This window comes from Streptomyces sp. NPDC003077, from assembly GCF_040611095.1.
GTDB lineage: Bacteria > Actinomycetota > Actinomycetes > Streptomycetales > Streptomycetaceae > Streptomyces.
In genome coordinates, this window is record NZ_JBEXNM010000025.1 from 92482 (window position 1) to 105985 (window position 13504).

The 13504-nt window shown below is 72.1% G+C and carries 10 protein-coding genes; 4 read left to right on the plus strand and 6 right to left on the minus strand.

The window, feature by feature from the left end; translation table 11 throughout:
• Positions 1–262: 262 nt before the first annotated feature.
• Positions 263–700, minus strand: a complete 438-nt coding sequence (locus ABZX96_RS18935) for a PPOX class F420-dependent oxidoreductase (protein WP_355545730.1) — start codon at positions 698–700, stop codon at positions 263–265.
• Between the two features lie 226 nt (positions 701–926).
• On the opposite strand from ABZX96_RS18935, the gene ABZX96_RS18940 reads away from it, so the two are divergent.
• Entirely contained in the window at positions 927–1310 is a 384-nt protein-coding gene (locus tag ABZX96_RS18940) for a roadblock/LC7 domain-containing protein (protein ID WP_355545732.1), read from the plus strand.
• 104 nt (positions 1311–1414) lie between these two features.
• Positions 1415–2305: a DUF6397 family protein gene (locus ABZX96_RS18945; RefSeq protein WP_355545734.1), complete on the plus strand. Its 891-nt coding sequence runs from the start codon at positions 1415–1417 to the stop codon at positions 2303–2305.
• On the opposite strand, the gene ABZX96_RS18950 is transcribed toward ABZX96_RS18945, so the two are convergent.
• Both ABZX96_RS18950 and ABZX96_RS18955 read right to left on the minus strand, forming a co-directional pair.
• The gene (locus ABZX96_RS18950; RefSeq protein WP_355545736.1) at positions 2236–3105 is read right to left on the minus strand and encodes an acyl-CoA thioesterase II; all 870 of its coding nucleotides are present in this window, start codon (positions 3103–3105) and stop codon (positions 2236–2238) included. The two genes, ABZX96_RS18945 and ABZX96_RS18950, sit on opposite strands and share 70 nt — an antisense overlap.
• Positions 3106–3157: 52 nt before the next feature.
• Positions 3158–5671, minus strand: a complete 2514-nt coding sequence (locus tag ABZX96_RS18955; RefSeq protein WP_355545738.1) for a DUF3516 domain-containing protein — start codon at positions 5669–5671, stop codon at positions 3158–3160.
• A gap of 160 nt (positions 5672–5831) precedes the next feature.
• Between ABZX96_RS18955 and ABZX96_RS18960 the strand changes: the two genes are divergently transcribed.
• Positions 5832–6623, plus strand: a complete 792-nt coding sequence (locus ABZX96_RS18960; protein WP_355545740.1) for a metal-dependent hydrolase — start codon at positions 5832–5834, stop codon at positions 6621–6623.
• A gap of 341 nt (positions 6624–6964) precedes the next feature.
• Here ABZX96_RS18960 and ABZX96_RS18965 read toward each other — a convergent pair whose 3' ends face one another.
• Complete coding sequence (locus ABZX96_RS18965; RefSeq protein ID WP_355545742.1) at positions 6965–8746, minus strand: ABC transporter ATP-binding protein; 1782 nt, start codon at positions 8744–8746, stop codon at positions 6965–6967.
• Complete coding sequence (locus ABZX96_RS18970) at positions 8743–10581, minus strand: ABC transporter ATP-binding protein (protein WP_355545744.1); 1839 nt, start codon at positions 10579–10581, stop codon at positions 8743–8745. The genes ABZX96_RS18965 and ABZX96_RS18970 overlap by 4 nt, the downstream gene beginning before the upstream one ends.
• 626 nt (positions 10582–11207) lie before the next feature.
• Between ABZX96_RS18970 and ABZX96_RS18975 the strand changes: the two genes are divergently transcribed.
• Complete coding sequence (locus ABZX96_RS18975) at positions 11208–11969, plus strand: L,D-transpeptidase family protein (protein WP_355545746.1); 762 nt, start codon at positions 11208–11210, stop codon at positions 11967–11969.
• Between the two features lie 242 nt (positions 11970–12211).
• Here the strand turns inward: ABZX96_RS18975 and ABZX96_RS18980 are convergent.
• Positions 12212–13504: Gfo/Idh/MocA family oxidoreductase (locus ABZX96_RS18980; protein WP_355545748.1), on the minus strand; the 1293-nt coding region annotated here is incomplete at its 5' end.

The following is a 13504-nucleotide window of genomic DNA, read 5'->3' on the forward strand; positions in this document are numbered from 1 at the left end:
GCCCGGTGACAGCGCTTGCGGCGGAAGAGTCCATGGGGCCGCAACGTCCTTCGCGCGGAAGGCCCCGCCCATCTGAGGGCTCATCCACCCGGAGGGCGCGCCGACCGGGAGCAGCCCTGCGGCGAATGCCCGACGGGAACACCGCGAGGCAGGCCGCCACCCCGGGCGGGCCCGCACGCGGACGCGAACGCGCGGCGGCGGGGATGCCCAACGGCTCGGGACGTACGACGGCGGCGGGAAGGCGTACCGTCCCGGACGGAGCTCAGTCGGAGATGTCCGCCTCGGCGACCACTCGCTCGATACGCATCCGCACGACCATGGCACCGGGGCCGCCGCCGAGTGCGCCCAACTTCTCGGCGGCCTCCTCGCCCACGTAGCGGGCGGCGATGAGGGTCGCCGACCTCCGCAGGTCGTCGGCGTCCTCGTTCACTTCCACCCGGCCTTCGGCGGTCGCGTACCGGTACGGCATGACCTCGCTGTCCACACACAGCGCCGCCCGCCCGTCCCGCAGCAGATTGCGGCCCTTCACCGACTCCTTCGAAACCATGAAGAGCAGGTCGTCGCCGTCCAGCAGGAACCACACCGGCACGACGTGCGGACGGCCGTCGGCTCGCACGGTCGCTAATTTTCCGGTCTTTGAGCCCTCGGAAAGGAACCGTTGCCACTCATCTTTTGTCATCTTCCGTGTCATGCCGATCATCTTGTTCCGCCCAACCGTCCGTTGCCATACGGATCCCCGCCGTTGTGGCGGGTCTCGTCCGGCATACGGCGCGAACGAGTCGGGTGGTGGCAGGCCGGGTCAGAGGTCCGCTTGCCGGGACGGCACGGGTGGGTCAGGCTGACACGGCAGTTGCGCACGGGGTGACGACAGCCGGCCGCGCCGGTGAAGAGCAGGGCGACGGGCGGAGCGACGGGGAGGGAAAGACATGGCGCTGAGCAGAGGACTCGACTGGCTGCTGGACGATCTCACCCAGCGGGTGGAACGGGTGCGGCACGCTCTGGTGCTGTCCAACGACGGTTTGGTGACGGGGGCGAGCGAAGGGCTGGCGCGGCAGGACGCGGAGCACCTTGCGGCGGTGGCGTCGGGGCTGCACAGCCTCGCGAAGGGATCGGGTCGGCACTTCGACGCCGGACGGGTGCGGCAAACAGTGATCGAATTCGATGGCGGGATGCTGTTCGTGACCGCGGCGGGCGACGGCAGCTGCCTGTGCGTGCTGGCGGACGCGGATGCCGATATGGGGCATATCGCTTACGAAATGACGCTGCTCGTCAACCGTGTGGGTGAGCATCTGGGCGTCCCGGCCCGCTGATCCACGAGTTGTCCACAGCCTCGCGGGCGGGGCTTGACCGGCTGTCACACGTCACGGCTATGGTCGTCACAGTCAGTGATCGACGATGGACGGGGGAACGTGACATGACAGTGATGTGTGAGGGGCGGCAGACGCTCACGCCGGGACAGGCCGCTGTGGAACTGCAGCTGCGCGGCGGAGAGTTGGAGCTCGCCATTCAGTTGGGGGAGGTCCGTGCGGTGCCCTTCGACCCGGACGAGGGGCCGCCACCGGACGGGTCCCGCTGGCGGCGCCGCGTGCCGGTGGGGGAGATCGCGCGACTGCGCGCCGAGACGGGATTCCCGTACATCCTGCGCGAACGGATCCGCACGGTCGGCACAACCGAGGGAGCCGAGCTGATGGGCATCGGCCCCAGCCGGTTCCTCCGGCTCGCCAAGGCCGGCTGCCTCAGCCCCGCCCGCTTCTACGTGAACCGCTACGGCGCCGTGGTGTGGCTCTACCTCGCGACCGAAGCGGCCGAGTTCGCCGAGCGGCACCCGGAACTCATGCGGGGCAGCGCGCCCGTCGGGATGCGCCTGATGCTCGACGCGGGGCAGGACTGGCGAGGGCGGCAGTGGCGCAGCCGGCGGGTGACCCAGTTCCTCACCCAGACGCGGGATCACTGGGAGTCGGCGGCGGTGGTGGCCGCCGTCCTGCCACCCGAGGAGGTGGCCTCCCTGGTCCCGGACCTCCTGGAGCGGTCCCTGCTCCGGCGGCTGCGCCCCACCCTGGCGACCCTCGGCACCCCGACCGCCGCCGCGCGGGAGGCGGTCGAGCGGTTGACGACGGCGGCCGAGTTCGACGAGGTGATGTGGTACCGCGTCAACCTCTCCCGCCTCGTGGAAACGGCCCGGCGCGAAGCCGGCCCGGCCCGCGGCCGACCGGAGTCGGGCGCACCCCGCGGAAGTCAGCCGCCCACTTTCCGGAACAACCCTTCTTGGACCACCGATACCAACATGCGGCCCTCCCTGTCGTAGATACGGCCGCGGGCCAGCCCTCGGCCGCCGGTGGCGATCGGCGACTCCTGGTCGTAGAGGAACCACTCGTCCGCGCGGAAGGGGCGGTGGAACCACATCGCGTGGTCGAGGGAGGCCATGTCGAAGCCGCGCGGGCCCCACAGGGGCTCGATGGGGATGCGGACGGCGTCCAGGAGCGTCATGTCGCTGGCGTAGGTGAGCGCGCAGGTGTGCACGAGCGGGTCGTCACCCAGCGGTCCCACCGCGCGCATCCACACCGCGCTGCGCGGCTCGGCGCCCTCGATCTCCTGCGGTGTCCAGCGCAGCCGGTCGACGTAGCGGATGTCGAAGGGCTGGCGGCGGGCCATCCGCTCCAGCGCCTCCGGCAGCGCGCCCAGGCGCTCGCGGATCTCGTCGGCGACCTTCGGCAGCTCTTCGGGGTCCGGCACCTCGCGGCGCATCGGCAACTGATGTTCGAACCCGTCCTCGGGTTTGTGGAAGGAGGCGGTCAGATTGAAGATCACCCGTCCCTCTTGGACGGCGACGACCCGGCGCGTGGTGAAGGACCGGCCGTCGCGCACCCGCTCGACCTGGTACACGATCGGCACTCCGGGGCGCCCGGGCCGCAGGAAATACGCGTGCAGCGAGTGCACCGGCCGGTCGCCGTCCGTGGTCCGCCCGGCCGCGACCAGCGCCTGGCCCGCGACCTGCCCGCCGAAGACCCGCTGCAGGGACTCCTGCGGGCTGCGGCCGCGGAAGATGTTCACCTCGATCCGCTCCAGGTCCAGCAGATCGACCAGTCTTTCGGCCGGGTTGGTCATGACCGGAGGTCCTCCGTCGCATCGGTCGGCCTCGGCGGCCGGGCTCCACGCATCACAGCTGTCCCACATCGGTGACGCGCACGACCGCGCGCCCCTCCTCGTCGGAGGCGGCGAGGTCGACCTCGGCCGAGATGCCCCAGTCGTGGTCGCCGCTGGGGTCGGCGAAGGTCTGCCGCACCTTCCACAACCCGTGCTCCGGCTCCTCTTGAATGTGCAGCAGTTTCGGGCCGCGCGCATCCGGGCCGGTGCCCAGCTCGTCGTACTCCTCCCAGTAGGCGTCCATCGCTGCGCCCCACGCGTCGGCGTCCCAGCCGGTCTCGGCGTCCATCTCGCCGAGCTCCTCGACCTTGTCCAGCGCGGCCAGCTCCACCCGGCGGAACATCGCGTTGCGGACGAGCACCCGGAAGGCCCGCGCGTTCGCGGTGACCGGCTTGACCTGGTCGGCCCGCTCGGCCGCCTCCTCCGCCGTCTCCTCCTCCGGGTTGGCCAGCTGCTCCCACTCGTCCAGAAGGCTGGAGTCCACCTGCCGCACCATCTCGCCCAGCCAGGCGATGATGTCCTGGAAGTCCTCGGACTTCAGATCGTCGGGCACGGTGTGGTCCAGGGCCTTGTACGCGCTCGCCAGGTAGCGCAGCACGATCCCCTCGGTCCGCGCGAGCTCGTAGTGGGAGGTGAACTCCGTGAAGGTCATGGCGCGCTCGTACATGTCGCGGATGACCGACTTGGGCGACAGCGGGTGGTCGCCGACCCAGGGGTGGCTCTTGCGGTAGAGGTTGTAGGCGTGGGAGAGCAGCTCCTCCAGCGGCTTGGGGTACTCCACGTCCATGAGGAGCTCCATGCGCTCCTCGTACTCCACGCCGTCGGCCTTCATCTGGGCGACCGCCTCGCCCCGGGCCTTGTTCTGCTGGGCCGCCAGGATCTGCCGCGGGTCGTCCAGCGTGGACTCCACGACCGAGACCATGTCCAGGGCGTAGGAGGGGGACTCCGGGTCCAGCAGGTCGAACGCCGCCAGCGCGAAGGTGGACAGCGGCTGGTTCAGCGCGAAGTCCTGCTGGAGGTCGACGGTCAGACGGACGATGCGCCCCTCCGCGTCCGGCTCGTCCAGACGCTCCACGATCCCGCCGTCCAGCAGGGAACGGTAGATCGCGATGGCGCGGCGGATGTGCCGCAGCTGGTTCCGGCGCGGCTCGTGGTTGTCCTCCAGCAGCCGGCGCATCGCCTCGAAGGCGTTCCCCGGCCGGGCGATCACCGACAGCAGCATCGCGTGGGTGACCCGGAAACGCGAGGTCAGCGCCTCCGGCTCGGAGGCGATGAGCTTCTCGAAGGTGTTCTGTCCCCAGTTGACGAAGCCCTCGGGCGCCTTCTTGCGGACGACCTTCCGGCGCTTCTTGGGGTCGTCACCGGCCTTCGCGAGCGCCTTCTCGTTCTCGATGACGTGCTCGGGCGCCTGGGCGACGACGAACCCGGCGGTGTCGAAACCGGCGCGTCCGGCGCGGCCCGCGATCTGGTGGAACTCCCGCGCCCGCAGCGTCCGCACCCGCGTGCCGTCGTACTTCGTCAGCGCCGTGAACAGCACCGTGCGGATCGGCACGTTGACGCCGACGCCGAGGGTGTCCGTGCCGCAGATGACCTTCAGCAGGCCCGCCTGGGCGAGCTTCTCCACCAGGCGCCGGTACTTGGGCAGCATGCCGGCGTGGTGCACGCCGATGCCGTGCCGGACGAAACGCGACAGGTTCCGTCCGAACTTCGTCGTGAAGCGGAAGTTGCCGATGAGCTTGGCGATCTCGTCCTTCTCGGCGCGCGAGCACATGTTGATGCTCATCAGGGCCTGCGCCCGCTCCACGGCCGCGGCCTGGGTGAAGTGCACGATGTAGACCGGCGACTGGCGGGTCTCCAGCAGCTCGGTCAGCGTCTCCGTCATCGGCGTCGTGCGGTACTCGTACGACAGCGGCACGGGCCGGGTCGCGGACCGCACCACCGAGGTCGGCCGGCCGGTGCGGCGGCTGAGGTCCTCCTCGAACCGCGACATGTCACCGAGCGTCGCGGACATCAGGACGAACTGCGCCTGCGGCAGCTCCAGCAGCGGGATCTGCCAGGCCCAGCCGCGGTCCGGCTCGGCGTAGAAGTGGAACTCGTCCATGACGACCTGGCCGATGTCGGCGTCCGCGCCGTCCCGCAGCGCTATGGACGCGAGCACCTCGGCGGTGCAGCAGATGACCGGCGCGTCGGCGTTCACCGAGGCGTCCCCGGTGAGCATGCCGACGTTCTCGGTGCCGAAGAGCTTGCACAGGTCGAAGAACTTCTCCGACACCAGCGCCTTGATGGGCGCGGTGTAGAAGGTCACCTGGTCGTGGGCGAGCGCGGTGAAGTGGGCACCGGCCGCCACGAGGCTCTTCCCCGAGCCGGTGGGGGTGGACAGGATGACGTTCGCCCCGGAGACCACCTCGATGAGCGCCTCCTCCTGGGCAGGGTAGAGCGAGATGCCCTGCTGCTCGGCCCAGCTCGAAAAGGCTTCGAAGAGGGCATCGGGGTCGGCGTCACGCGGCAAATGATCGATGAGGGTCACGCCCCCATACTGCCCTCCCTCGGCCCGGATGAGGGAACCGGCGGGTCCTACGGAGATCATCGGGCGCTACGCTGTGTGGCCGACCGGGCGTCACGGACACGTGTTCCGGGCGCACCACGGGGTCCGCGGGTCCCACGAACACAAGGGGTGGCACACGACCATGATGGGACCGGCGCACTCGCTGTCCGGGGCCGCGGCCTGGCTGGGGGTGGGGGCGGCGGCCTTCGCCGTGGGACACCCCATGCCCTGGCCGGTCCTCGTCGTCGGCGCCCTGATCTGCGCCGGAGCGGCGCTCGCCCCCGACCTGGACCACAAGTCGGCCACCATATCCCGGTCCTTCGGCCCGCTCTCCCGGATGTTGTGCGAGATCGTCGACAAGATCTCCCACGCGGTCTACAACGCCACCCGGATGCGCGGCGACCCGCGCCGCTCGGGCGGCCACCGGACGCTGACCCACACCTGGCTGTGGGCGGTGCTGGTCGGCGCGGGGATGTCGCTGCTCGCCGTGCGGGGCGGCCGGTGGGCGGTGCTGGGCATCCTGTTCGTCCACATGGTGCTCGCCATCGAGGGGCTGCTGTGGCGGGCGGCCCGGGTCTCCAGCGACATCCTGGTGTGGCTGCTGGGCGCCACGGTGGCCTGGATCATGGCCGGAGTCCTGGAGCAGCCGGGCGGCGGCGCGGGCTGGCTGTTCACCGAGCCGGGCCAGCAGTACCTGTGGCTGGGGCTGCCGATCATCCTGGGCGCGCTGGTGCACGACATCGGCGACGCCCTGACCGTCTCGGGCTGCCCGATCCTGTGGCCCATCCCGATAGGCCGCAAGCGGTGGTACCCGGTCGGGCCGCCCAAGGGAATGCGGTTCCGCGCCGGGAGCTGGGTGGAGCTGAAGGTCCTGATGCCCGCCTTCATGCTCCTGGGGGGCATCGGCTGCCTGGGCGCTCTGGGCTATCTCTGAGCCGCGGGCCCCGGCCGCCGGGCGCGCCCCGACCGTCCGAGGGGCGCGTCCCGGCTTCACGGCCGGGAGCCGATGGCCCCGCCCGGCACCACGTGGTGCGGGGCCACCGGACGGGGTGCGAAGTCACGCGGGCACGGTGGTCCCGGGCCGCCACAATGGACCCGGGAGCACCGGCTTCCTCCGCACCGGGTCCACCCCTTATGCCGGGAGCGCCGGGCCTACCTGTGCCAGGAGCGCCGGGCCTACCCCTTGTGCCGCAAGCACCGGCCCAGCCCCTGCCAGGGGCACCCGGGCTGCGCGTGCCGGAAACACCGGCCCGGCCCACCCCGGGAGCGCCCCGCCTACCCGTGCCACGAGCGCCACAGCGCCGCGTACGCGCCGTCCGCCGCGACCAGCTCGTCGTGGCTGCCGAGCTCGCTGATCCGGCCCTCCTCCACCACCGCGATCACATCGGCGTCGTGCGCGGTGTGCAGCCGGTGCGCGATGGCCACGACCGTCCGGCCGTCCAGCACCCGGCCCAGCGAGCGTTCCAGGTGCCGCGCCGCCCGCGGGTCCAGCAGCGAGGTCGCCTCGTCCAGGACGAGGGTGTGCGGATCGGCCAGCACCAGGCGGGCCAGCGCGATCTGCTGGGCCTGGGCCGGCGTCAGGGCGTGGCCGCCCGACCCGACCTCGGTGTCCAGGCCGTCGGCGAGCGCCCGCGCCCACTCGTCCGCGTCCACGGCACCGAGCGCCGCCCACAGCTCGGCGTCCTCCGCGTCCGTACGGGCCAGCAGCAGGTTGTCGCGCAGCGAGCCGACGAAGACGTGGTGCTCCTGGTTGACCAGCGCGACATGCTCGCGCACCCGCTCCGTCGGCATCCGCGACAGCTCCGCGCCACCGAGCGTGACCTCGCCCACGCGCGGCGCGTAGATCCCGGCCAGCAGCCGCCCGAGGGTGGACTTGCCCGCGCCGGACGGGCCCACCAGGGCCAGCCGGGTCCCCGGGCGCACCCGCAACGAGATGTCGTGCAGCACGTCCACGTCCGCCCGGTACCCGAACCGGACATCCTCGGCCCGCACGTCCCGGCCCTCCGGTCGCACCCGCGCGTCGGCGGCCTCCGGCTCGATCTCCCGCACCCCCACCAGGCGGGCGATGGACACCTGCGCCGCTTGGAGCTCGTCGTACCAGCGCAGGATGATGCCGATCGGTTCGGTCATCATCTGCGCCAGCAGCGCGCCGGTCGTCAGCTGGCCGGGCGTGATCCAGCCGCGCAGCACGAACATCCCGCCGAGCACCAGCACGGAGCCCAGGATCAGCACGTGCGTGACGTTGACGACGGGGAAGAGCACCGAGCGCAGGAACATGGTGTACCGCTCCCACTGGGTCCATTCCCGCACCCGCCGCTCCGACAGCGCGATGCGGCGGGCCCCCAGTCGGTGAGCCTCCACGGTCCGCCCCGCGTCCACCGACTCGGTCAATGCCGCCGACACGGCCGCGTAGCCCGCCGCCTCGGAACGGTAGGCGCTCGGCGCGCGCTTGAAGTACCAGCGGCAGCCGACGATCAGCACTGGAAGGGCGATCAGGATCGCCAGCGCCAGCGGGGGCGCGGTCAGGGTGAGCCCGCCGACCAGCAGCGTCAGCCACACCACGCCGATGGCCAGCTGGGGCACGGCCTCGCGCATCGCTTCGGAGAGCCGGTCGATGTCCGTGGTGATCCGGGACAGCAGGTCGCCCGTGCCGGCCCGTTCCAGCACACCCGGCGGCAGCGCCACGGACCGTACGAGGAAGTCCTCCCGCAGGTCCGCCAGCATCTGCTCACCGAGCATCGCCCCGCGCAGCCGCACCGTCCGGGTCAGTACCGTCTGCACGACCAGCGCACCGACGAAGATCCCGACGGTCCACTCCAGGCGGAGGTCCCGGGCCCCGTCGGCGAGCCGTTCCACCAGGTCGCCCAGGACGAACGGACCGGCCATCGACGCCAGCACGGCGGTGGCGTTCACGGACACCAGCAGCGCGAACGCCCGGCGGTGTCTGCGTACCAGCCCGGCGACATAGGCCCGGACGGTCGCGGGCGAGCCGACCGGCAGGGTCTCGACCGTCTGCGGGGCGTCGGGGTCGTGCGCCGGGGGCGCCAGGCCGATCATGCCGTCTCCTCGATCTCGTCCAACGTGTCCACGGCCCCGCGCGTGGCCCGGCCCCGGGACCGCAGGGCGGCGGGCCCGGCGTCACCACCGGCCTCGTCATCGGTCTCCCGGGTGACGACCGCGCGGTATTCGGGGTGCGTCCGCAGCAGTTCGTGGTGCGGGGCCGTGCCGACGACCTTGCCGTCACTGAGGAACGCCACCCGGTCCGCGCGGTCCAGCAGCAGCGGACTCGTCGTCAGGACGACCGTCGTGCGGCCCGCCCGGATCGTCCGCAGCCCCTCCGCGATCCGCGCCTCGGTGTGCGAGTCGACGGCACTGGTCGGCTCGTCCAGTACCAGCACCTCCGGGTCGGTGACCAGCGACCGGGCCAGCGCCAGCCGCTGCCGCTGGCCACCGGACAGCGACCGGCCCCGCTCGGTGATATGGGCCCGCATCGGGTCACCGGAGTCGTCGACCGACGCCTGTGCCAGCGCGGCCAGCACGTCGCCGCACTGCGCCGCCGCCAGCGCGTCCTGCGGCCGTACGGTTCCGGAGGCGGGCACGTCCAGGAGTTCGCCCAGGGTGCCGGACAGCAGGACGGGGTCCTTGTCCTGGACGAGGACGGCCGTGCGGGCGGCCTCGCGGTGCACGTCGTCCAGGGCGGTGCCGCCGAGCAGCACGGACGGCGTGCCGTGCACCGCGTCGGCGCTGTGGCCGCCGAGCCGGTCGGCCAGCCGCCCGGCCACGTCCGGGTCGCCGCAGACCACGGCGGTCAGCCGGCCGGACGGTGCCAGCAGACCGCTCACCGGGTCGTACAGGTCTCCGGCGAGCGGCTCCCGGGCCGCCGTCCGGCCGTCGGAGGGCCGGCTCAGGGCCAGCACACGGGCGGCACGGTCGGCGGACGGCCGGGAGAAGGAGTACGCCATCGCGATCTCCTCGAAGTGCCGCAACGGATACAGGAGGAATGCGATGGCGCTGTAGACGGTGACGAGTTCACCGACCGCGATCCGCCCGTCCAGGGCCAGCCCCGCGCCGTACCACACCACCGCGACCAGCAGCAGCCCCGGCAGCGCGACCTGCACCGCCGCGATCAGCGCCCACATCCGCGCACTGTGCACGGCGGCCTTGCGCACCTCCTGCGAAGCGCGCCGGTAGCGGCCGAGGAACAGGTCCTCGCCGCCGATGCCGCGCAGCACCCGCAGCCCGGCGACGGTGTCGGAGGCCAACTCGGTGGCGTAACCGGCCTTGTCGCGCTGCACGTCGGCGCGCCGGGTCGCGGGCGGCAGCAGCGGCAGCACCGACAGCGCCAGCACCGGCACGCCGATGGCCACCACGATGCCGAGCGCCGGCTGATAGACGAGCAGGGCCACGCACACACCGACGGAGGTGAGCGCCGCCGCGCCGAACCGGGACACGGCTTCGACGAACCACCCGATTTTCTCCAGGTCACCGGTGCTGACCGCGACGATTTCCCCGGCCGCGATCCGCCGGGTCATCGCCGCGCCCAGTTCGGCCGTCTTGCGGGCCAGCAGTTGCTGGAGGCGGGCGACGGAGACGATCCAGTTGGTGACGGAGGAGCGGTGCAGCATCACGTCACCGATGGAGACCAGCACCCCCAGCAGCACCATCAGACCGCCCGCGAGCGCGAGCCGGGAACCCGAACGGTCCACGACGGCCTGCACCGCCATGCCCACCGGGACGGGAAAGGAGGCCACGGCGCCCGTGTGCACCAGCCCCCAGAGCAGCGCCTTCGCCTGCCCGCCGAGCTGGCGCCCGAACAACCACAGGAGGAGGCGCCGACCGGAGCGGACGTCGGGGACGCCGGGGTCGGGATGCGGAAGGTCGCGAATCTGCATGGGATCAAGGTGTCCAAGAGGGAGGAGCGGCCGTCGTCGGGTCGGGGCGCGAGAAACGTCAGGAGGGTCGTCGGTGTGGTGCGGATCGACGCGTCTTCGCGGCCGGGAACGAGGGACCCCGGAGCGGAACGAAGAACCATGGCAGGTTGGCGCGTCAGGGGAGGGAACTCAAACGGTTTTTCGCGCGGCGGGGAGGAGAGAGCGGCGATGTGCCGTTGGTGCCGGCCGGCGGTGCCGGGGGTTTGAGGGCCTGCGACTCGGCTTCGCGGGCCGGGCGGCCTGTACCGCTGGGAGGGCGGTTTGGGGAACCGGGAGGGCGCGGCTCGCGACGGATGGCGGATGGCGGATGGCGGATGGCGGATGTCGGATGGCAGGCACGCGCCCGGCCCCCGTCGTTAGGCGGCAGGATCCGGGCGGCAGGCGGCCGGAACCAGGCATGCGCCGCCCCTCGTCGGCGGGCGGCGGGCGGCGGGCGGCGGGCGGCGGGCGGCGGGCGGCGGGCGGCGGGCAGTGGGCAGTGGGCAGTGGGCCACGCCCGCACCCCGTCGGCCGGAACTGTTCGCTTGGGTCGCGGGACGGTACGGCGGATGGCGCGTTCCGGAGGGCGGCGGTGCGAGCATGGGCCCATGCGAATAGCGGCGAACGCGAGGCGGACGGTGGCGTCGGTCGCCGCCGGGCTGGTCCTGCTGGCGGGGTGCGGCGGTGCGGGCGGCGACGGCGGTGGGAGCGAGGACGGGGGCAAGGGACGGGACCACGGCCGGGGCGACACCGCCGCGCGGCCGTACGGCGCGGATGCCGGCGCCCGGCTGACCGGCATCCCCGACGTGGGGAAGGCGATGGCCGCCCGGATCCCGTCCGCCTCCCGGCAGGTCGTCGCCGTGTACGGGGACGGTGCCGACTCCCCGAACGCCACGGTCGTGCTGTACGGCAAGGACGGCGACGGCTGGCGCCGGCAGGCGAGTTGGCCGGCGCACAACGGCAGGCGCGGCTGGACCACCGACCACCACGAAGACGACTTGCGCACCCCCGTCGGGGTCTTCACCCTCTCCGACGCGGGCGGCGTGCTGCCCGAACCGGCGGCGAAGCTGCCGTACACCCACTCGGCGGCCTTCACCCCGCCCGCCTACTGGTCGAAGATCACCCGGCACGACTTCGACTACGTCATCGCGATCGACTACAACCGCGTCAAGGGCACCACGCCCCTGGACCCGACCCGTCCCGCGGGGCAGGCCAAGGGCGGGGGTATCTGGCTGCACGTGGACCACGGCAGCGGGACGTCCGGATGCGTGAGCGTCTCCCCGTCGGCCATGAAGTACCTGCTCAGGACGCTGGACCCGAAGCAGCACCCGGTGGTGGTGATGGGGGACAAGGCGAACCTGGCCGGTTGAGCGGCGCGGGACGAGGCGGGGACGGTGCCGGAACGGGCGCCGCCGCCCGTTCCGGTCCGGTGCGCCCGGCCGAGCTGAGGCACCCGGCCGGGCCTGGCGCCTGGCGCCCCACTCGGCCCCGCCGCTGCACCCCGTACGACGGCCATGACGGGCCCGACAGATACGACGGGCCCGACACCCGACAACAGGCACGACAGGCACGACAACAGGCCCGACGCCCCCGACAGCCCCGCCCCGCAGGCCTACTCCGCCGGTTTCTCCGAGTCCGCCCCCGGGCGGGCCTTGCGCCACAGGCCCCGGGTGAAGTCGGGGATCTCCTGCGGCGCGCCGTTCGCCTTGATGGAGGCGTGGCTGAGCGGCACCGGAGCGCTCCAGGTCGCGGCGTCGTATACGTCGAAGTCCGGGACGAGACCGAGCTGGAAGCACTGCATCAGGCGGAAGACCATGATGTAGTCCATGCCGCCGTGCCCGCCGGGCGGGTTGGCGTGCTCCTTCCACAGCCAGTGGTCCCACTGCTCGTACTGGGAGAAGTCGGCCCACTGGTCGTTGGTGTGGTCCGGCTCGATGTAGATCCGGGCGGGGTAGTCCTCGAAGACGCCCTTCGTGCCGCCGAGGCTGTTGATGCGGCTGTAGGGGTGCGGGGTCGAGACGTCGTGCTCCAGTCTGATGACCCGGCCCTTGGCGGTCTGGACGAGGCTGATGGTGCGGTCGCTCTCGATGTAGGACTCCTTCCAGCTGGGGTCGTTCGGCGGCATGTGGGCCGCGCGGTACTCGCTCAGGCCCAGTGCGGGGGTGCCGAAGCTGGAGATCCGGACGGCGCGGTCGCCGCGGTTGACGTCCATGTAGTTGGCGACCGGCCCGAAACCGTGGTTGGGGTAGAGGTCGCCGCGCAGCCGGGTGTGCCACAGCCGCCGCCACGGGCCCTCGTAGTAGTCCGGGTCGAACATCAGGCCGCGCAGGTCGTGGTTGTAGGCACCGGCGCCGTGCAGCAACTGCCCGAAGAGCCCGGCGTGCGCCATGCGGAGCACCCGCATCTCGTTCCGGCCGTAGACGCAGTTCTCCAACTGCATGCAGTGGCGGCGGGTGCGTTCGGAGAGGTCGACCAGTTCCCAGAGCTGGTCCAGGCGCAGCGACAGCGGGCACTCCACGCCGACGTGCTTGCCGTTGAGCAGGGCCGTCCTCGCCATCTCGAAGTGCCAGTCCCACGGCGTGGCGGCGTACACGAAGTCGATGTCACCGCGCTTGCAGAGGTGGACGAAGTCGTGGTCGCCCTTGGTGTAGACGGCGGGCGCCGGCTGGCCCGCGTCCGTCACCAGCTTCACGGCCTTGGCCGCCTTCTCCTTGACCGGGTCGCACACGGCCACCACGCGCACGCCGGGGATCGCCAGGAAGAGCGGCAGCATGCCCATGCCGCGGTTGCCCAGCCCGATGACGCCGATCCGTACGGTGGTCCGCCGTTCGAACGGCACCCCGATCATCGTCTTGCCCTTGCGCCGCGGCGCCGCAGGAACCGGCCCGGGGCGCGCCGACCGGGC